Source organism: Flagellimonas lutimaris (assembly GCF_003581615.1).
GTDB classification, from domain to species: Bacteria; Bacteroidota; Bacteroidia; order Flavobacteriales; family Flavobacteriaceae; genus Flagellimonas; species Flagellimonas lutimaris.
In genome coordinates this window covers 226,316-245,083 of sequence record NZ_QXFH01000072.1, presented here as the reverse complement: position 1 = coordinate 245,083, position 18,768 = coordinate 226,316, and the positions used below count along the sequence as shown (strand labels likewise).

Sequence of the window (18,768 nt, the reverse complement as noted above, 5' to 3'; positions counted from 1 at the left end):
TAAGGTTTATTCCGAAAATTCATCGATTACTTCTTGGCTCACACCTGTATTGGAGAATCCTCCATCATGAAAGAGGTTCTGCATGGTCACCTTTTTGGTTAAATCTGAAAAAAGTGAAACCGTATAGTTCGCGCAATCATCTGCCGTAGCATTACCTAATGGGGACATTTTTTCTGCGTAATTGATAAACCCATCAAAACCTTTTACGCCCTGCCCTGCTGTAGTTGGGGTTGGAGACTGGGAAATGGTGTTTACCCTTACTTTATGTTCTTTTCCGAAGAAATAACCAAAGCTTCTGGCAACTGATTCCAAGTACGCTTTGTTGTCTGCCATATCGTTATAGTCCGGAAAGGTTCTTTGCGCTGCCATATACGTTAAAGCCACAATGCTACCCCACTGGTTCATGGCTTCTGCCTTATAAAGCGACTGCATTACCTTGTGGAAGGATAATGCTGAAACATCCCAACCTTTCTCAGTAAAACTGTAGTTCTCGTCGGTGTATGCTCTTCCTTTTCTAACGTTGACGGACATTCCAATGGAATGAAGCACAAAATCCAATTTTCCACCCAATATCTCCATGGACTTCTCCACCAAATTTTTAAGATCTTCTTCGTTAGTGGCATCTGCGGGAATGATTTCTGAATTGGTTTTTTCCGCAAGTTCGTTGATTTGACCCATACGCATTGCGATGGGTGCATTGGTAAGTACAAACGTACCTCCTTCTTCATGAACACGTTCTGCGGTTTTCCAAGCAATGGAATTTGCATCCAAAGCACCAAAAATGATTCCTTTCTTACCTTTTAAAAGATTGTATGCCATAATTTTTTACAATTGTTGATTGTGTGACAAAGATATTTAAACTAATTGAAGTTTGGGATTCACTTTTGCTGTTTTATTGCAACAACTCTCTCGCGTGGGCCAAAGCAGATTCGGACAAGGACTTACCACCCAACATTTCGGCCAGCTCCTGTATGCGTTCATCCGCGCTTAACTGTTTTATATGTGTACTTGTTCCTTCCGCGCCCTCTTCCTTATATACCTTAAATTGATAGCGCCCTTTTGATGCGACCTGAGGTAGATGCGTGATTGAGAATACCTGCATAGTACTGCTCATTTGTTGCATAATCTCCCCCATACGGTTCGATATTTCACCTGATACTCCCGTGTCAATCTCATCGAACATCATGGTCGGTAGGTTTTCGTATTCCGCTAAAATTGATTTTATGGTCAGCATTATACGGGAAAGTTCCCCTCCCGATGCCACTTTTTTAAGTTCACCATAATTAGAGCCCTTGTTCGCAGAGAACAAGAATGTTAAATCATCCTTTCCATTGGTTTTGAATGAATTGGATGGATTTACCTCAATATTAAAAGTAGCTGATGGCATACCCAAAGATGCCAAGTTCTCTTGAAGCCTTTCGTTTAATTTAGGAATAACAGCCTTTCTACCATCGCTTATTTTTTTGGCCCATGCATCTACTTTTTTTGTAATCGCATCGACTTCTTCTTGTTTTTCCTTGATTTTGGACTCAATATTGGCCACAGCGTCCACTTTTTGAGCCAAATCCTCTCGAATGGCAATCAACTCTGATACCGAATCGGTATGGTGCTTTTTTTGCAGGTCGTACAATTGTTGTAATTGCCCATTCACTACTTCCAACCGTTCAGGGTTGGCCTCCACGCCGCCCTCCAACTGCTCCAATTCGGAGGCGATGTCGTCCGTCTCAATCAACACGGATTGAATCCTATCATATAACGATTTATAGTCTGACCCAAAATCCGTTAGGTTTTGGAATGCCCTTTTTAGGTCGGTAAGCCGGCCCACAATGCCCAATTGTTCGTCGTTCAGCAACTGATGACCTGCAGACAACTGCTCCATAATCTGCTCCACATTGCTCAACTGCTCATATTCCTCTTCCAACTCCTCTTGCATACCTTCTTTGAGCTTTGCATCTTCCAGTTCCTTTAATAAAAAACTATTGTAATCTTGCTCTTTATCCGCATCAGCCTGAAAATCTTCTAATTCTTGAAGCTCTTTGGATGCAGTTCGCAACTTCTCAAGCTCCGTGGTGTATGCAGAAAGATTATCCGTGTTATCTGCCAAAGCATCGAGCACTTTCATTTGAAAATCATTGTCAGTAAGACGCATAGTTTGGTGCTGTGAGTGGACATCCACCAACTGATCCCCCAATGCCCGCAACACATCCAAAGTAACTGGAGAATCGTTGACAAAGGCCCTTGATTTTCCGCTAGGCAATATTTCACGACGAAGAATCGTCGTATTCTCATAATCCAAGTCATTTTCCTCAAAAAACGATTGGAGTTCATATTTAGAAACATCGAACTCTGCCTCTATCACGCATTTTTGAGTCGTATTTTTTAATGATGATAAATCGGCACGCTTGCCCAATACCATAGACAGACCTCCCAACAGTATCGATTTCCCTGCCCCAGTTTCACCAGTTATAGTAGTGAATCCGTTAGAAAACGACACACTTACATCATCAATCAGTGCATAATTTTGGATGGATAGATTTACTAGCAATATTGAAGATTTTACCCGTAAAGATAAACCTCTTTAGAGAACTGCACTAGTAATTTATTTCATTCCATGTGCCGGAATAAAATGGAGCCACTTTATTAAGGGTTTCCTTAAGTTTTACAATGTCCACCTTGGGGCCATCGGAGAAGATATTTTGTATTTCTTCTGACTTGGCATCAAAAAAGGTCTGAATCAAAAAGGCATTGGGCCTGCGGCTTATTAAGGTTTCAAACAAACGAAGGCTGCCGGCAATGATTTGTTTTCCAGTACTATTGTTGTCAGCAAGAATATCAAGGCCTTTTCTATGGTAATTGTACATGGCGATGCGATATTCCCTAAAAGAGTTGCTCAAAAGATTGTCCACCAATTCAAAACGGCTTCGATCACCTGTTTCCTGGCTCCAGCCGCTATAACTGGAACTTTGTGCCTGGGTTACAATATTTTGTGCCTGTCGGTAGAAATCGTTGCCACCTTCCAAAGAAAAAGTATCTGCATCCAATCCCAAAATCATGTAAACGTAGTACGAGATAACCCCTAGCAAATTCGAATCAAAATTATTGGGATTGTAAACCAATGGTTGAAATTCTTGGTATTGAAAATTGAAAGCGTTGTCCTTGTAGTTAAAAACCGGGCTTTCGTAAGTGGTATTAAAAACAGGTCGTGTGGACTGAATCTGGATATTCGCTTCAAAACGATCCGATTCGTATTGGGTTACTGTGATGAACATCCTTGAATTGACTCGCTCATTTTCACGATAAGTCCTGTTGGTCCATTTAGTTTTGTTCACAAAATCATTCAGTGAACGCTCCAGAGTTCTAAAGATCTGCTGATTGGTCTGTCCAACTTGATCGGAGTTTACGGTTATCGCACAATTAAGTTCCTGTGCAGATGCCCCGAGGACAATAAACAATAAAAAAACAGAAAAAAGTATGTTACGCATGGATTCTGGAGATAATTTCTTCCCAAATATCGGAAGCCACTTCGGACTTCGTCTTCAAATCAAACGTTTTTATCTCCGAATTCTTATCTATGAAGGTGATTTTATTGGTAGTTCCTCCAAACCCTGCGCCATCATCTTTCAAAGAGTTAAGAACGATGCCATCCAAATGTTTTCTTTTAAGCTTGCTTTTCGCATTTTCGAGCTCTTTTTGGGTTTCCAGAGCAAATCCGACCAAGAATTGATTTTTCTTAATCTCACCAAGCGACATCAAAATATCCGGGGTGCGTTCCAATGCAATGTTCATATCACCTTCCTTCTTCTTCACTTTTTCAGTTGCGATAGTTTTAGGTCGATAATCCGCTACGGCAGCTGCGCATATCGCAATATCCATATCAGCATAATGTTCATGACAGGCTTCATACATTTCTTGTGCAGAAGTCACCCGAATTAGCTGAATAGAACTATGGTTCGTATTCAGGTGGGTGGGACCTGAAACCAGTACTACCTTTGCCCCTAGATTTGCTGCTTTTTTTGCCAACTCAAACCCCATGGTACCAGTGGAACGGTTTCCTAAAAAACGAACGGGATCAATGGCTTCATGAGTCGGTCCTGCAGTGATCAATACTTTTTTTCCTGACAACGGCAATCCTTTGGCCAGATCATCCTCGATAAATGAAACAATATTTTCAGGCTCTGCCATACGCCCTTCTCCGTGCAAACCGCTAGCCAATTCTCCAGACTCGGCAGGAATTATGGTATTGCCGAAAGATTCCAGTTTTTCCAAAGAGTTTTTCGTAGATGGGTGTTTGTACATATCCAAATCCATTGCCGGGGCAAAATAAACGGGACACTTTGCAGATAAATAGGTGGCCAAAAGTAGATTATCACATGTTCCGTTGGCCATTTTGGACAATGTATTTGCCGTGGCAGGTGCAATCAACATCACATCGCCCCAAAGTCCTAGCTCAACATGATTGTTCCAAGATAGGCTTCCATCTTCCTCATTTACAAAATCCAACAAAACCGAATTTTTAGAGAGCGTGGACAAGGTAAGGGGAGAAACAAAAGAGCTGGCGCTCTGGGTCATTACAATTTTGACCTGGGCACCAACTTTAATCAGTAAACGAACAAGAAATGTAGTCTTGTACGCGGCAATTCCCCCGGAAATTCCCAAAAGGATATTTTTACCGCTTAGCATTTCTTATGCGTCTTTCTCTGTATTCCTGTAGTAAATTTTATCTTCCAACCACTCCTGTACTGCCAAAGCATGTGGTTTTGGTAATTTTTCGTAGAACTTGGAAACCTCTATTTGTTCTTTGTTCTCGAACACCTCTTCCAAGCTATCGCTGTATGTTGCGAACTCCTCAAGCTTCTCCAACAATTCCTTTTTTATTTCAGAATTGATTTGGATAGCTCTCTTTGCTACAATTGAAATGGCTTCATAAATGTTGCCGGTTTTTTCATCGAACTCGTTTCTATTGAGTGTAACTGTGGAAACCGGTGCCTTGGTGTTTTTCAAATCTTGCATATGCAGTGGTTTAAAAACTTTTTTTATTTGGATAATGTTGTGTCGGAATAAGTGCTCAATTCTTTTTGAACTGTTTCAGCTAGCTTATCCGCTTCTTTTTTGAATTCTGTGTCGGGAAAATAACGTAATAAATTATTATATGAGTCAAGAGCATCTTCCAATCGCTCTTTCTTCTTATCCTCTGTACTGTTTATTGCCAATTCCGTTGTTGCTTCAATCCGATAATAAAGCGCTTCTTCCCTATACACTGAACCTGGATTATCGGTAATGAAGTTATCAAACGCCGTAATGGCTGATATCAATACTGGTAAATTAAACTTTCCTAGCTTATTGAATTGCTTCGCAATCTCAATTTGTTTCTTTTCTTTTTTGGCGGTCAATTCTTTGGCCATATTGTTGGCTTCCTCAAAATATTCCGACTCGGAATAATTATTGATAAATGTTTGCAACTTCAACAAGGCTTTGTCAGTTTCCGTTTGGTCCAAAGAATATTTTGGTGAGAGCATATAATAACTTTTAGCTCCCAAAAAGCTCGCTTCTTGTATTTTATCACTCCGAGGATAAGACTTTATAAAACGCTCAAACTGATATCCTGATAAATAATAATCATCATTTTTGAAATAACTATCCGCAAAGAAGAACATCACCCGTTCACCTTGAGGCTTGCCCACATATTTTGGCGCAATTTGTTCGAACAAACGAACTGCTCTTTTGTAATCTCCTTCGTTATAGAGTTTTTCGGCCATATCGTATTTAGCCTTCACATCGGTTTCCTTAAGCACCTTTTGGTACTCACTACAGGATACAAGAAGTGCTGCTGCACAACAAAAAAGGAGTATTGACCTTATTTTCAAAAACATTTTGCAAAATTAGTGATATTGAACGGATATAAAAAAAGAATTTTCACCTCTCAAATGTAAAGGGTAAAGCAGCCAATACCCAATAATTTGGGCAACATTTAACGTATTTTAAACATGTGCTTTGTCCAGTGTCTTCAAAGAGCTGGCAATTTTCTCTTTTAAAACAGGGGTTGCTTCTACCAATGGCAACCTAACGGTGGCTCTAGAAATACCCTTGCATTCAAAAATACTTTTGATGCCCGCTGGGTTACCTTCTTCAAAAATAAGGGACATTAGGTCAAATAGTTTATGATGGATGGCGTAAGCACTTTTTGGATTTCCTTCCAGACCAAACTTGATCATCTCAGAGAATAGTGCAGGTAATCCTTGGCCCAAAACTGAAATGACTCCTGCTCCACCTGCCAAAACAGTGGGCAAAGCAGTTGCATCATCCCCGGAAATCACCAAAAAGCTTTCAGGTTTGCCCTTGATTATTTTATCGATTTGAATCGAATCTCCACAAGCTTCTTTTATTGCCACAATGTTGGAAAAATTATGGGCCAGTTTTAATGTTGTTTCGGGCAACATATTGCTTCCTGTTCTTGATGGTACATTATAAAGGACAATAGGAATGGGCGATGCTTCCGAAATCATCTTAAAATGTTGATATATTCCTTCTTGTGTAGGTTTGTTGTAGTAAGGTGAAACAGATAGAATGGCATCAAAATCGGACAAATCCAATGTTTTCAACTCATTGGTTACTGACATGGTGTTGTTTCCTCCAACACCGAGTACCAAAGGCAGTCTTCCGGCATTGGAACGTACCACAACATCGACCACCAATTGTTTTTCGGCTTGTGAAAGTGTTGCAGATTCAGCAGTTGTTCCCAAGACCACCAAATAGTCAACACCTTCTTGAATGTTGTATTCAACCACTCTTTCCAATGCTTCTGCATCTATCGATAAATTTTCTCTGAAAGGAGTTATCAATGCTACTCCTGTTCCGATCAATTGTTCCATTTGTTCAAATTTCTTTTAAGACCTTTAAATACTTTTTCAATTCACTCTTGAACAACTTAAAATCGTTCATGGGAGTATTTAAAATCAAATCGTTGACCTTCGGGTCCTGGGCCCCTAAACCTACTTTAATGCGGGCGGGGGTTTTTACCGATAATAATTTCATCATTAAATTATCATCTTCATAATAATTGATCAACATATCGTATTCCCTACCTAAAAATTCCAGAACATAGCCATTTTCTATCTGACCTTTCCATCCCAAATCCCTATCGGAAAACATTTGGATGGCATAGGGTGAATTTTTATCATATTCCCGTTTATAGCCAATAATTTTTATGGCGTTGGGCCGTAGCTCAAACTCATCAATAAGTTCGTAAAAGGCATCTGCTTTCTGGAAATTATCAACATCCACAATGCAGCCAATGCTGGTAATCCCTTTTTCCCTGCCCACGGACTTTGGAGGCTTCTCCATTTCCTCCCTTAAATATTTTAGCCCGGATTTAACCTTAAATTTGTCTTGGAGTCCTTTCAAAAACATATTTTTGATGATTTTTACAAAGGTAAATAATCTACCAAGACGAGTTAACAAATATACTTACGTGAACAATTTAAAATTCAAACAATTTGTTGTATTTACAACTTTTTGTTTTTTGATGTCCTGTAAAACTGACACTGGAAAGCTTACAGAAATTAACGGCAGGCAAATTCCCATTGATTCTACCCTGGCAGAAACAGATTCCATTGCCACTTTTGTGGAACCTTACAGAAATAGAATTAACGAGGTATTGGACAGCACTTTGGCTTACGCTCCCAACCCTCTATTGTTAAAAGATGGTGAACGCACCTCGTCCATGGGCAACCTAATGGCCGACATTGTTTTTGAACAGGCCGCTCCCATTTTTAATTCTAGGTCGGGTAAAGATTTGGATTTTGTAGTGCTAAATGCTGGTGGTGTACGGTCCATAATTTCTGAAGGAAATGTAAGTGCACGAAATGCTTACGAGGTGATGCCCTTTGAAAATTATATCGAAGTAGTTGAACTTAGTGGTTCGGCCGCAAGACAGCTCATTGATTTTGTAGCTAAATCCTCGCGAAGGCACCCAGTATCGGGCATACGGATTGTTACGGACAAAAACCGCTCGCTAGAATCCGTAAACATACAGGGGCAACCTTTTGACGAAAATCGAAATTATTATGTGGCCACTTCCGACTATCTGGTGAATGGCGGTCCAAGCGTTGGTTTTTTTGATGAAATTATTTCAATAACAGAAACCGATTACCTTATAAGAAATGCTATTATCGACTACTTTAAAAAAGTGGATACCTTAAAAGCAGTAGCAGATGATCGTATAAAACAATTGAACTAGATGAAAAGAAGGGATTTTATTACCAATACCACCGCGGCATCAACTTTAATCGGTTTGGGAGGGCTGAGTTTAAGTTCGTGTTCCAATCTAGGTAAAAAACAAATAACCATTCTGCACACCAACGATGTGCACAGTCATATCGACACCTTCCCTTCCTCCCACTCCAGGTACCCTAATTTGGGTGGAGTTTCCCGAAGGGCCACTTTGGTAGAACAGATTCGAAACGAGAATCCGAACACCCTCCTTTTTGATGCAGGTGATATTTTTCAGGGAACGCCCTATTTCAATTTTTATGGCGGTGAATTAGAGTTTAAATTGATGAGCAAGCTCAAGTATGATGCCTCGACTATTGGAAACCACGATTTTGACAATGGTATTGAGGGTTTATTGGCACAGATGCCCCATGCCACCTTTGAAATGATTTCTGCCAACTACGATTTTTCCAATACTGTGATGAATGGCTACGTAAAACCATATAAAACCTACGTAGTTGATGGTGTTAAAATCGGAGTGTATGGCATTGGCATTGAGTTGGATGGATTGGTGACCAAAAAACTATACAAAGAAACACAGTATTTGAATCCTTACGAGATTGCTTTGGATATGGAAAAGAAACTCAAGGAAGAAGAACAATGTGATTTGATTGTTTGTCTTTCGCACTTGGGATATGATTACAAAAATCCAGATAGACCCTGCGATACCCGATTAGCACAACGCACTTTCCATACCGATTTGATTATTGGGGGCCACACCCACACCTTTTTGGACAAACCTGATGTAAGAACCAATCAAAATGGCAACTCGGTATTGGTGAATCAAGTTGGGTGCTACGGAATCAATTTAGGCAGAATCGACTTTTATTTTGATGCCGATAAAAATGCTTCGGCAAAAGGTATAAGTATAACGGTTTAAAGTTAAAGATCAAGTTCCTTACCTGCTTTTAAGCTTAGTGATCCGGTTGTCTTGTCTATTTCGAACAAGTCATTATAATTGGTGGTAACGCTAAAGATAAGTTTGGTCCCCATTTTAGAATCAAAGGCCTCAACCATGCCTATCATTTGGACATCAGTAATCGTTCCCGATAAGTTAAAAGCTTGCTCGTATATAACTGGAGCATGATTGGCGAATGCTGTGGGACCGTCATCCTTAACGCAGGACCAAAGCAGAGTCGCCGCTATTAGCATTGTTGCTAATTTGTTTAGTACATTGTACATAATTAGGTTTTTTGATTAAGGTGCAAGATGAAGAGTTTGCTTTAATTTTATTGGCCTAATCTTATGGACACCCACTTTGAATTTATATATCCCTTTTTTGGGTTGATGCGTTTTTGGCGGTAGACCAAAAAATGTGCGATTAGCCATTGAAAATGTTGGGTGGTCAGATTGATTCTTGGCATCGCAGCAAATAAAAAAACCACTAAAAACAAATGATCATCTTTCAGCGGTTTCAAGAGAGTTGATATTAAGAACTGCTTATGGACAGTTGAAAAGGTTGGTAATGCCCGGGAAATCCCATCCATTATCATTTACCAAGATCATGCCTGCCATATCCACTTCAGGTCCGCAAACAGTAATTCCGCCCATTCCACAGGTAATATTTGCAGGGCCGCCATTTTGGTTCACAAAATCGGCCCAACCGATTAATATGGAATTCATGTTACTTGGGGACATGCCACAATTATGAAACATAGCTGACATATCGGCAATATTTCCAATATTCCATCCTCCTAGATTTTGATCAAAAGAATGGGCTTCATAAAACATATTGTTCATGCTGGTTACATTACCTACATCCCAATTACCAATAGCACCATTGAAATTTTTTGCATAGAAGAACATATGACCCATATTTTGGACATTTGATGTATCCCATCCACTGATATCACCATCAAAAGAAGATTGCGTAAACATTCTGCTCATATCCGTTACATTGCTCAAATCTGGAGCATCCTGGGCATTGTAACCCAGGTTGGGACAAAAGGCAAAGGCCCTATGAAAAGATTTCCAAGGAATACTGCCCCATTGTTCAATACTCACTAAAGTTAATAACGCAATATCCTCTCCTAATTTCGCTACAAATGCAGGAAAATTACTTTGTATTGCAACGGTATATGTGCCAGCCTTTTCAAAAGTATGGGCAATGAACTTAGTATTTTCAAAATTATATTCCTCAATCGTCCCATCGCCCCAATCTATAACAAAATCGTAGGCGTAATTTACATTTGTCCCTATTAACTCTTCAAAACTATCTGAAGGTATTTCCCATTTAGTGACAAAGGATTCCGGCTCCTCATGCATTTCTATTACATTTGGTACGATCACCTGAACAAGCGCTGTCGCCACTTCCTCACCATCTGTAACACTTATTTGGATCTCATGCTTTTCTGTGGTTTAATCATCCAATCGTTCCCCATCTTTCAGGCTCAATTCCCCGTTTTCGGTAAGTTCAAAAAGGTCGTTGTCATTTTGAACAATACTATAGACCAGAACGTCTCCATCGGCGTCATCCGCTTGAATGCTTCCAATAATATGAATGTCTGAAATATCCTCTGCCACCTCAAAAAATTGATCTACAACTACAGGTGGCCCCATGTTTACATTTCCCACCTGAATGGTTATCGTGGCTATTCTACCCACAATACCGTCATGAACTTTAATTGACAAGATATGTTCATCGGCTATACCATAATCCAAGGATTTATCAGTTGCCAATCGTATTGCTCCACTTTTTGATATAGCAAACAAACCGCTGTCATCTTGTTCAATGGTATATGTTAATTTATCTTCGTCAACATCCGAAGCTATTACCTGTCCGATAATTTCTTTATCTGAAATATCCTCCAAAACAGAAAAGCTTTGGTTGTTGACTTTAGGTGCCGTGTTCACATAAATAGAATCTGGTCGATTTGGGTCGCAGGACCACAAAATACCGATAATAACAAAGGGAATACCCCACATTTTACTTCTTTTCATAGTTTATAACAATAATGATTATAGGAAGCAAGATGTGGAATAACCGATAAAGATTTCAACTACAATTGACCTATGCCCTATTTGAATTGACGAATCAAAGATTTTGAAGGCTAAAACCAATCCCCTCTCTATTTTTCAATTACGAAAATCTTAAATGAGTCAAGAAAATCCAGAATATATAGACAGTAGAAAAACTTTGTTGGAACGAGAACCGATATCAAAGAATGGAAGGCAATTATTCCTATAAATTTGCCTCCACCAAAACTTTCAACTCCTTATCCAAACTGTAATCAGGAAAAGGCTTATCCGCACGATTGTACCAGTAGCCTGCATTCCACTTATCACCTTCTTTTCGGTGCAGGTAAGCGTGAATCCAACTGCCCATTGGAGAATGGATATCTTGGGCAATGTTATGAGAAGATTCCCAATCATCTTTTGCATCAAACCAAAGGGATTGCAAAGCATCTGTCCATTCTTTTGGCGGCTCCCTCTGCCCTAAGGTTGATTCAAATTCTTCGAAGGTTTTGGGTGTCATGCCTCCAACTTTTGTAAAAATTCTTGTTCAGATATCATAGGAACTCCCAAGTTTTCCGCTTTTGTTTTTTTACTTGGCCCCATTTTGTCACCAGCTACTAAAAAGCTGGTTTTTGAAGAAATGGACGAAGACACCTTACCCCCATTGTCCTCTATCATCTTTTTTAATTCGTTTCTACTGATATTTTCAAAAACCCCAGAAACAACGAAAGTTTGTCCTTTGAGTAGTTCAGTTTGATTCTCTAATTGTTCCTCTGACAATGAAAATTGCAATCCATAGGATTTTAATCGGTCAATAATCTCCATATTGGCGGGCTCCGAGAAAAAATTGACTACGCTTTCCGCAATTCGCTCCCCAATTTCGTCTACAGCAACCAGTTGTTCTTGTGAAGCAGTCATTAACGCATCAATATTTTTGAAAGCCTTTGCCAGTTTTTTGGCTACCGTTTCCCCCACATAGCGAATTCCCAAAGCAAAAAGGACCCGTTCAAATGGGATTTTAACGGATGCTTGAACCCCATTTACCAAGTTTTCAGCGGATTTTTCAGCCATACGTTCCAAAGGCAAAATTTGTTCTTTGGTCAAGGTGTAAAGGTCAGCGTAATCGTCAATTAATCCTTCATTGAAAAGTAGTTCTACCGTTTCTGCCCCCAAGCCTTCAATATCCATGGCTTTTCGAGAAATAAAATGCTGAATTCTACCAGTTATCTGTGTTGGACAACCAATATCGTTAGGACAGAAATGCTGCGCCTCCCCTTCCTTACGAATTAGTTCGGTACCACATTCGGGACAGTGGGTAATGTACTCAGTGGGTTTGGAATCAGCATCTCGCTTAGTAAAATCAACCTTTACAATTTTTGGGATGATTTCCCCTCCTTTCTCCACAAAAACAGTATCTCCTTCGCGGACATCGAGCTTGGCTATTTGGTCGGCATTGTGCAAGGAGGCACGTTTTACCGTAGTTCCCGCCAATAAAACAGGCTCTAGATTGGCAACAGGGGTAATCGCACCCGTACGCCCAACTTGATAGGTGATTTTATTTAAGATTGTTGTTGCTTGTTCTGCCTTGAACTTGTAGGCCATTGCCCATCTTGGCGATTTGGCAGTGTACCCAAGTTCGTCTTGATGTTGGATACTATTCACCTTAACCACTACCCCATCTGTTTCGTATGGTAGATTGTGACGGTTTACTTCCCAGTAATCGGCAAACCGCATCACTTCCGTTGTGGATTTACAAAGCTTGGCCACGTTTGGCACCTTAAATCCCCATGACCTAGCTTTTTCAAGAACCTCAAATTGAGATGTAACTCCAAGATTTTGACCGGCTACACTATACAACAGACATTCCAACGGGCGTTGAGCCACCAAGGCACTATCTTGAAGCTTTAAACTGCCCGATGCCGTGTTCCTTGGATTCATATACGGGTCTTCACCAGCTTCAACACGCTCTGCGTTCATTTTTGCAAAGCCTTCGAGCGTCAAAATAATTTCACCTCGAATATCAAATTTTTGTGGATAGTCCTCCTTCAACTGTAAGGGAACCGATTTTATGGTCTTAATGTTGTTGGTCACATCATCACCTTGAAAACCATCACCACGGGTAACGGCCTTCACCAATTGTCCATTTTCATAGGTTAGGCTTATGGAGGCCCCGTCATACTTTAACTCACAGGTAAACTCGACTTCGACATCACCTAAAATACGCTGAATACGTTTCTCCCAATCCTCCAAATCTTCCTTGGAATAGGAATTGTCCAAAGAATACATTCGATGCTCGTGGGGAACGGTCTCGAAATTTTTGGTGACCATTCCACCAACTCGTAATGTCGGTGATGTCGAGTCTTGAAATTCCGGATGTTCAGCTTCCAATTTTTGAAGCTCCTTCAGCTTCATGTCAAATTCGTAATCGGAAATGGAAGGCTCATCGAGCACGTAATATTTATAATTGTGATCCCTCAACTCATCGCGGAGGGAATTAATTTTTTCTTGGATGTTCATGTTCTCTTTGCTTTTAGCATTCTATCGTTGCCAAAAATGTCTTTTCGCAGTTCAATTTCCGAAAAATTACGGGTATTGAAAAGTGCTTTGGTTTCCTCCCCTAAATATTGGTTGATTTCGAAGTAAAGACTTCCATTTTCGTTAAGGTTGTTTTCCGAAAAACCCATGATGGCTTTGTAAAACACCAAAGGGTCTTCGTCAGACACAAAAAGCGCGGTGTCCGGCTCAAAATCTTTTACGTTTTTGTTGATTTCTTTCTTTTCCAATTCTCTGACATAGGGAGGATTGGACACGATAATGTCAAAATGAAGTTCAGACTCAAGTTCAAGTTCAGGATTAAAAATGTCCTGATGCATAAACCCAATATCCACTCCATTTGATTCTGCATTTTTTTGAGCAACCTCCAGTGCTTCTTCAGAAACATCCAAGGCATAAACCTTTGCGTCGGGTAGATTCTTTGCTAAAGCAATGGCAATGCAACCGCTACCTGTGCCTATATCTAAAATGGTCAAAGGTGGAGGGATAAGGTTTTCAGTATCCTTTTCATTAGGCTGATTTCTTACTTCCGTTTTCTGATGTCTGATATCTGACTTCTCACTGCTGATATCGTCCAAAATCCATTGGACCAACTCCTCGGTTTCGGGCCGTGGGATAAGGACATTTTCGTTCACCTGAAGTTCCAAGTCCATAAAATGAGTCGTACCCAAAATATACTGTAGTGGCTTTTCCAACTTCAAATGGGCGAGCGCCTCAAAAAGAGGCTGCTCTTCTTCTTTGGTCAATGTTAAACCTGGTTGAATTGCCAATATGAAGCGTTCCAATTTTAAATAATGCTCTATGCAGCTATAAAAGAAGGAATCTATTTCTTCCTTCGGATAGAGTTCATCCAATTCTTTGTGGAAAATATCTTTGATTTCTTTGAGGAGCATTACAACTTTTTAAGCATCCAAACCGGACAGGAATAGTGCCCTGTGTTTCCCATTGGGGCATCTATATAATCAAAACCGTTCTTTTTGTACAATTTTTGAGCGGCTTCCATATAAGGCATGGTCTCCAAATAACATGCTTCAAAACCAAATTCCTTGGCTTTTTCTAAACAGGCCGTTATCATTTTGGCACCAAGTCCCTTGCCCCTAGCCTCTTCCAAAAAGTACATTTTTTGAAGTTCACATACATTTCCATCGTAATTGTCCAATTGTGCCACACCTGCACAACCAATAATCCGCCCCTGATGCTCCACTACAAAGTAGGCTGCCTTTGGCACATTGTAATTGGAGTACATATCGTCCAACGCCTTATCTGCATAGGCGGTTCCCACTTTGGGCACACCCATATCCTCAAAAACCTTTCGTATTACTTGGGCCACCTGTGCGTTGTCTTCGGGGGTTATTTCACGAATCACCGTATCTCCCATATTGTATTTTTATTGTTCTATTTTTGCGGGGTGAATATACATCAAAAATACATCCTCCGATGCATAGAATTGGGCAAAAAAGGGCTGGGAACCACTGCACCCAATCCTATGGTGGGATGTGTAATTGTGCATGACGGAAAAATTATCGGCGAAGGTTTTACCAGTCCCTACGGAGGTCCACATGCCGAAGTGAATGCCATAAATTCCGTGAAGGACAAGCATTTACTTCAGGAATCATCATTATATGTTACGTTAGAGCCCTGCTCCCATTACGGAAAAACACCTCCTTGCGCAGATTTGATTGCTAAGCACAAACTCAAAGAGGTTTTTATCGGATTAAAGGACCCTCACGATAAGGTTGCAGGCAAAGGCATCAAAAAATTGGAGGATGCGGGTTGCAAAGTCACAGTGGGCATTCTGGAAGATGAATGCAGGGAACACCACAAACGTTTTTTGACCTTTCAGGAAAAGAATCGCCCCTACATTATATTAAAATGGGCGGAGTCAGATGATGGCTTTATAGCGCCCGATGCATCTTTACGAAAAGAGAACCCTGAACCTTTTTGGATTACCAACGCCCATTCCAAGCAATTGGTGCACCAATGGCGAAGCCAAGAACAGGCCATTCTGGTAGGAACCCGAACTGTTTTGGAGGACAACCCCAAATTGACCACTCGTAATTGGGCGGGCAAGGACCCCATTCGTGTTGTTTTGGACAAGGATTTGAAAATTGATTCGAGCTTTCACGTTTTGGATGCATCTGTCCTAACTATTGTTTTGACAACGGTAAGGGATCAATCATTATATATTAAAGGTATAGATTATGCTGTACTAGATTTTTCAAAACCCTTGGCCCAACAAATCTGTGATGTACTTCATCAAAACAATATTACCAGCTTAATTGTTGAAGGAGGGGCAAAAACGCTTCAAACTTTTATAGGTAAAAACCTGTGGGACGAGGCTCGCATTTTTAAAGGTTCCGTTTGTTTTAAAAAAGGGTTGCCTGCCCCAAAATTAAAAGGAACCCTATCGCAGCGGCAACAGATTTTAACTGACACCTTATCCTTATATATAAATGATTAAGAACATTATCCTAGATTTTGGCGATGTGCTCATCAATTTGGACAAGCCTGCCACGGCAAAGGCAATGGTGCAGCACGGATTTACCGAAGTGACCCCAAATTTGGAGGGTTTGTTTCAAAATTATGAGAAAGGACTAATTTCTTCTTCGGATTTTTTGGATGAAGTTTCAACTCGTTTTCCCAAAGCCAGCAGGGAATATTTAACGCAAGCCTGGAACTCTATTTTATTGGATTTTCCGGAAGAACGATTACAGTTTATTGAAGATCTTGCCAAGGAAAATCAATACAAAATGATTTTGTTGAGCAACACCAACGACCTGCATATAGAATGTGTGAAGGAACAAATGGGAATACATCGGTTCAATCGATTCAAAAACGCTTTTGACAAGTTTTATTTAAGCTATGAAATTGGGATGCGCAAACCAGATTCGGAAATTTTTGATTTCGTATTGCAAGAAAACAATCTTGCAGCCGACGAAACTTTCTTTGTGGATGATGTAAAAGAAAATACCGATTCTGCGCTACAATTGGGCATTAAAGTCTGGAACCTTCAGGTAGGCAAAGAAGACATCGCCCAACTAAAATCAAAATTGTAAATGATATATCTTGCCCTGAGTGTTCTTAGTTCCACGTTGATTTTTGTGGTCTTTAAATTATTTGATGTTTATAAAATTCAGACACTATACGCCATCATCACCAATTATGTGGTTGCTTGCTTGGTTGGATTCTTTTTATATGATGGTCCTGTTGGGGTCAGTGATTTAACCAACAAACCTTGGTTTGTGGGGCCTATCTTATTGGGTATTCTATTTATTGTGATTTTTAATCTAATGGCCAAAACTGCCCAAGTCTCTGGAGTTTCTGTGGCCTCGGTGGCTACCAAAATGTCGTTGGCGATTCCCGTAGTAATGGGTGTTGTACTTTATGGCGAACATTTGAGCCCGCTTCAGATTATAGGGATTCTATTGGCATTGGTTGCCGTGTACTTGGCCTCAATCAAGGAGAAGAGTATCAGAATAAATAGAAAGGCGCTGATACTTCCTTTATTGGTGTTTTTGGGTTCCGGTGTTATCGATACCAGCATTCAGTATTTTGAGGAAATCCATTTGACCGATCAGGAAATTCCCGTATTCTCTTCCATGATCTTTGGTTTTGCAGCTTTGACCGGTTTCATTTTCATAGGAATGAAGGCGGTAAAAACTCCGTTAAAAATCAACCTTAAAAATATTGTGGGAGGAATCGCCCTTGGTGTACCAAACTATTTCTCCATCTATTTTTTGATTCGCGCACTACGCTCGGACATTTTGAGCAGTGCTGCTATCTTTACTTTAAATAATGTCGCCATTGTAATGTTCTCTACTATATTCGGAATCTTACTCTTTAAGGAAAAGTTGAGTCTTAAAAACTGGGGAGGTGTTGCTTTGGCCATTTTGAGCATAATATTGGTAGCTTTGTTCTGATGGAGAAAAAAGAAGATGTTTACAAGACCGTCAACAAACCTTCGCCCGAGATTTTATATAAAGACCGAAAAAGCAAATTTTATGCTGCAGTCTACCCTATTACTTCGGAAGATGATGTAAAACCTATTGTAGAGGAACTTCGAAAAAAATATCATACGGCCAACCATGTTTGCTACGCTTGGCAACTAGGAGTCGAAAGCCCAACATACAGGGCCAACGATGATGGGGAACCCAATAATTCAGCGGGAATGCCTATTTACGGACAAATCCAATCTTTTGATGTTACCAATGTATTGATTACAGTGACCAGAATCTTCGGCGGCACCAAACTTGGGGTTGGTGGCTTGATTCAGGCATACAAAACCGCTGCTCAAATGGCCCTGGAAAATGCCAAGATTGTAAAGAAAACCATTAAGGCGCAGTTTCGATTACAATTTGGTTACCCAGAAATGGATATAGTGATGCGAATCATCAAACAGAAAAATCTGAACATTGTTTCCCAAAAAATGGAGTTGGATTGTGCGCTTGTTATTTCGGTTCGATTAAGTGAATCGGAGGAAGTGTTTCAACTTTTCGATGAAATGCAACACATAAAAATCACACAATTGGATTAATCCTCCAATTTTTCCAAAATATAATCGGGACATTTAATGGGCCTACCTGTTTTTTTATCCATAAAAGCCAAAACGGTATTTGCTGTGGCCAATAATTCCCCTGACTCGTTCAACAGCTCGTAGTCGAATTCAATTTTCACCATCGGTTTAGATTTCAATCGGGTACGTACCGTGAGTAAATCATCATACAACGCAGACTTTTTATAATTAATGTGTAAGGAAATTACGGGTAATATTATGCCGTTATCTTCCATGCTTTTGTAAGTGATTCCCATGGCTCTTAACCACTCAACTCTGCCCAACTCAAAATACTGTGCATAGTTTCCGTGGTAAACAACCCCCATTTGGTCGGTTTCTGCATACCGAACCCGAAAAGAATATGAATTTAGACCCATTTTTAACTGAAAAATTATATATTTAGAGGCTTGCTTATTTTGAGGGTAACATGCGAAAAAAAA

The 18,768-nt window shown here is 40.1% G+C and carries 22 protein-coding genes; 6 read left to right on the top strand and 16 right to left on the bottom strand.

Going from position 1 to position 18,768, the window contains the following annotated elements:
* Positions 1-6: 6 nt before the first annotated feature.
* From D2V08_RS10950 to D2V08_RS10915, 8 genes are all read right to left on the bottom strand, one after another.
* A complete protein-coding gene (locus tag D2V08_RS10950) occupies positions 7-819 on the bottom strand; it encodes an enoyl-ACP reductase FabI (protein ID WP_119608198.1) in 813 nt (270 codons plus the stop codon).
* Between the two features lie 73 nt (positions 820-892).
* Complete coding sequence (recN, locus tag D2V08_RS10945; RefSeq protein ID WP_119608197.1) at positions 893-2,545, bottom strand: DNA repair protein RecN; 1,653 nt, start codon at positions 2,543-2,545, stop codon at positions 893-895.
* 46 nt (positions 2,546-2,591) lie between these two features.
* Complete coding sequence (gene porD, locus D2V08_RS10940) at positions 2,592-3,482, bottom strand: type IX secretion system protein PorD (protein ID WP_119608196.1); 891 nt, start codon at positions 3,480-3,482, stop codon at positions 2,592-2,594.
* The gene (gene coaBC, locus D2V08_RS10935) at positions 3,475-4,680 is read right to left on the bottom strand and encodes a bifunctional phosphopantothenoylcysteine decarboxylase/phosphopantothenate--cysteine ligase CoaBC (RefSeq protein ID WP_119608195.1); all 1,206 of its coding nucleotides are present in this window, start codon (positions 4,678-4,680) and stop codon (positions 3,475-3,477) included. The genes porD and coaBC overlap by 8 nt, the downstream gene beginning before the upstream one ends.
* Before the next feature lie 3 nt (positions 4,681-4,683).
* The gene (locus tag D2V08_RS10930; protein ID WP_119608194.1) at positions 4,684-5,010 is read right to left on the bottom strand and encodes a DNA-directed RNA polymerase subunit omega; all 327 of its coding nucleotides are present in this window, start codon (positions 5,008-5,010) and stop codon (positions 4,684-4,686) included.
* 23 nt (positions 5,011-5,033) lie between these two features.
* Positions 5,034-5,870 (bottom strand): outer membrane protein assembly factor BamD, encoded by an 837-nt coding sequence (locus D2V08_RS10925; protein ID WP_119608193.1) that lies wholly within the window; start codon positions 5,868-5,870, stop codon positions 5,034-5,036.
* Positions 5,871-5,978: 108 nt separating this feature from the next.
* Positions 5,979-6,869, bottom strand: a complete 891-nt coding sequence (dapA, locus tag D2V08_RS10920) for a 4-hydroxy-tetrahydrodipicolinate synthase (RefSeq protein WP_119608192.1) — start codon at positions 6,867-6,869, stop codon at positions 5,979-5,981.
* Positions 6,870-6,873: 4 nt separating this feature from the next.
* Positions 6,874-7,407: a DUF6913 domain-containing protein gene (locus tag D2V08_RS10915; protein ID WP_119608191.1), complete on the bottom strand. Its 534-nt coding sequence runs from the start codon at positions 7,405-7,407 to the stop codon at positions 6,874-6,876.
* Positions 7,408-7,522: 115 nt separating this feature from the next.
* Here D2V08_RS10915 and D2V08_RS10910 point away from each other — a divergent pair, with 115 nt between their 5' ends.
* Positions 7,523-8,236 (top strand): 5'-nucleotidase C-terminal domain-containing protein, encoded by a 714-nt coding sequence (locus tag D2V08_RS10910; RefSeq protein WP_245980566.1) that lies wholly within the window; start codon positions 7,523-7,525, stop codon positions 8,234-8,236.
* Entirely contained in the window at positions 8,237-9,148 is a 912-nt protein-coding gene (locus tag D2V08_RS10905; RefSeq protein WP_119608189.1) for a metallophosphatase, read from the top strand. It abuts the gene before it with no gap.
* A gap of 2 nt (positions 9,149-9,150) precedes the next feature.
* Here D2V08_RS10905 and D2V08_RS10900 read toward each other — a convergent pair whose 3' ends face one another.
* The 7 genes from D2V08_RS10900 to D2V08_RS10870 form a co-directional block, all read right to left on the bottom strand.
* The gene (locus D2V08_RS10900) at positions 9,151-9,420 is read right to left on the bottom strand and encodes a cadherin repeat domain-containing protein (protein WP_147374094.1); all 270 of its coding nucleotides are present in this window, start codon (positions 9,418-9,420) and stop codon (positions 9,151-9,153) included.
* 288 nt (positions 9,421-9,708) lie between these two features.
* On the bottom strand, positions 9,709-10,578 hold the full coding sequence (locus tag D2V08_RS10895; RefSeq protein ID WP_147374092.1) for a BspA family leucine-rich repeat surface protein: 870 nt from the start codon (positions 10,576-10,578) through the stop codon (positions 9,709-9,711).
* Positions 10,579-10,626: 48 nt separating this feature from the next.
* Entirely contained in the window at positions 10,627-11,208 is a 582-nt protein-coding gene (locus D2V08_RS10890) for a cadherin repeat domain-containing protein (RefSeq protein WP_147374091.1), read from the bottom strand.
* Positions 11,209-11,449: 241 nt separating this feature from the next.
* On the bottom strand, positions 11,450-11,743 hold the full coding sequence (locus tag D2V08_RS10885; protein WP_119608185.1) for a hypothetical protein: 294 nt from the start codon (positions 11,741-11,743) through the stop codon (positions 11,450-11,452).
* Positions 11,740-13,740 carry an NAD-dependent DNA ligase LigA gene (ligA, locus tag D2V08_RS10880; RefSeq protein WP_119608184.1) on the bottom strand — a complete coding sequence of 667 codons (2,001 nt, stop codon included), beginning with the start codon at positions 13,738-13,740 and terminating at the stop codon, positions 11,740-11,742. The genes D2V08_RS10885 and ligA overlap by 4 nt, the downstream gene beginning before the upstream one ends.
* Positions 13,737-14,669, bottom strand: coding sequence for a peptide chain release factor N(5)-glutamine methyltransferase (prmC, locus tag D2V08_RS10875; RefSeq protein WP_119608183.1), 933 nt, complete (start codon positions 14,667-14,669; stop codon positions 13,737-13,739). The genes ligA and prmC overlap by 4 nt, the downstream gene beginning before the upstream one ends.
* Positions 14,669-15,154: a GNAT family N-acetyltransferase gene (locus D2V08_RS10870; protein WP_119608182.1), complete on the bottom strand. Its 486-nt coding sequence runs from the start codon at positions 15,152-15,154 to the stop codon at positions 14,669-14,671. The genes prmC and D2V08_RS10870 overlap by 1 nt, the downstream gene beginning before the upstream one ends.
* A gap of 30 nt (positions 15,155-15,184) precedes the next feature.
* On the opposite strand from D2V08_RS10870, the gene ribD reads away from it, so the two are divergent.
* Genes ribD through D2V08_RS10850 form a run of 4 tightly spaced genes read left to right on the top strand, consistent with a single transcriptional unit; the run spans position 15,185 to position 18,310 of the window.
* Positions 15,185-16,237, top strand: coding sequence for a bifunctional diaminohydroxyphosphoribosylaminopyrimidine deaminase/5-amino-6-(5-phosphoribosylamino)uracil reductase RibD (ribD, locus tag D2V08_RS10865; protein WP_182835524.1), 1,053 nt, complete (start codon positions 15,185-15,187; stop codon positions 16,235-16,237).
* Complete coding sequence (locus D2V08_RS10860) at positions 16,230-16,832, top strand: HAD family hydrolase (RefSeq protein WP_119608180.1); 603 nt, start codon at positions 16,230-16,232, stop codon at positions 16,830-16,832. The genes ribD and D2V08_RS10860 overlap by 8 nt, the downstream gene beginning before the upstream one ends.
* Positions 16,833-17,696, top strand: coding sequence for an EamA family transporter (locus tag D2V08_RS10855; protein ID WP_119608179.1), 864 nt, complete (start codon positions 16,833-16,835; stop codon positions 17,694-17,696).
* Positions 17,696-18,310: an IMPACT family protein gene (locus tag D2V08_RS10850; RefSeq protein WP_119608178.1), complete on the top strand. Its 615-nt coding sequence runs from the start codon at positions 17,696-17,698 to the stop codon at positions 18,308-18,310. The genes D2V08_RS10855 and D2V08_RS10850 overlap by 1 nt, the downstream gene beginning before the upstream one ends.
* Here D2V08_RS10850 and D2V08_RS10845 read toward each other — a convergent pair.
* Positions 18,307-18,705, bottom strand: coding sequence for an acyl-CoA thioesterase (locus D2V08_RS10845; RefSeq protein ID WP_119608177.1), 399 nt, complete (start codon positions 18,703-18,705; stop codon positions 18,307-18,309). The genes D2V08_RS10850 and D2V08_RS10845 overlap by 4 nt on opposite strands.
* Positions 18,706-18,768 lie beyond the last annotated feature (63 nt).

What these genes read in the sequence shown, in the direction of transcription:
- D2V08_RS10950 (WP_119608198.1), bottom strand. Translation starts at nt 819, where the DNA reads ATGGCATACAATCTTTTAAAAGGTAAGAAAGGAATCATTTTTGGTGCT.
- porD (WP_119608196.1), bottom strand. Translation starts at nt 3,482, where the DNA reads ATGCGTAACATACTTTTTTCTGTTTTTTTATTGTTTATTGTCCTCGGG.
- coaBC (WP_119608195.1), bottom strand. Translation starts at nt 4,680, where the DNA reads ATGCTAAGCGGTAAAAATATCCTTTTGGGAATTTCCGGGGGAATTGCC.
- D2V08_RS10930 (WP_119608194.1), bottom strand. Translation starts at nt 5,010, where the DNA reads ATGCAAGATTTGAAAAACACCAAGGCACCGGTTTCCACAGTTACACTC.
- D2V08_RS10925 (WP_119608193.1), bottom strand. Translation starts at nt 5,870, where the DNA reads ATGTTTTTGAAAATAAGGTCAATACTCCTTTTTTGTTGTGCAGCAGCA.
- dapA (WP_119608192.1), bottom strand. Translation starts at nt 6,869, where the DNA reads ATGGAACAATTGATCGGAACAGGAGTAGCATTGATAACTCCTTTCAGA.
- D2V08_RS10915 (WP_119608191.1), bottom strand. Translation starts at nt 7,407, where the DNA reads ATGTTTTTGAAAGGACTCCAAGACAAATTTAAGGTTAAATCCGGGCTA.
- D2V08_RS10910 (WP_245980566.1), top strand. Translation starts at nt 7,523, where the DNA reads ATGTCCTGTAAAACTGACACTGGAAAGCTTACAGAAATTAACGGCAGG.
- D2V08_RS10905 (WP_119608189.1), top strand. Translation starts at nt 8,237, where the DNA reads ATGAAAAGAAGGGATTTTATTACCAATACCACCGCGGCATCAACTTTA.
- D2V08_RS10900 (WP_147374094.1), bottom strand. Translation starts at nt 9,420, where the DNA reads ATGCTAATAGCGGCGACTCTGCTTTGGTCCTGCGTTAAGGATGACGGT.
- D2V08_RS10890 (WP_147374091.1), bottom strand. Translation starts at nt 11,208, where the DNA reads ATGAAAAGAAGTAAAATGTGGGGTATTCCCTTTGTTATTATCGGTATT.
- D2V08_RS10885 (WP_119608185.1), bottom strand. Translation starts at nt 11,743, where the DNA reads ATGACACCCAAAACCTTCGAAGAATTTGAATCAACCTTAGGGCAGAGG.
- ligA (WP_119608184.1), bottom strand. Translation starts at nt 13,740, where the DNA reads ATGAACATCCAAGAAAAAATTAATTCCCTCCGCGATGAGTTGAGGGAT.
- prmC (WP_119608183.1), bottom strand. Translation starts at nt 14,669, where the DNA reads ATGCTCCTCAAAGAAATCAAAGATATTTTCCACAAAGAATTGGATGAA.
- D2V08_RS10870 (WP_119608182.1), bottom strand. Translation starts at nt 15,154, where the DNA reads ATGGGAGATACGGTGATTCGTGAAATAACCCCCGAAGACAACGCACAG.
- D2V08_RS10860 (WP_119608180.1), top strand. Translation starts at nt 16,230, where the DNA reads ATGATTAAGAACATTATCCTAGATTTTGGCGATGTGCTCATCAATTTG.
- D2V08_RS10855 (WP_119608179.1), top strand. Translation starts at nt 16,833, where the DNA reads ATGATATATCTTGCCCTGAGTGTTCTTAGTTCCACGTTGATTTTTGTG.
- D2V08_RS10850 (WP_119608178.1), top strand. Translation starts at nt 17,696, where the DNA reads ATGGAGAAAAAAGAAGATGTTTACAAGACCGTCAACAAACCTTCGCCC.
- D2V08_RS10845 (WP_119608177.1), bottom strand. Translation starts at nt 18,705, where the DNA reads ATGGGTCTAAATTCATATTCTTTTCGGGTTCGGTATGCAGAAACCGAC.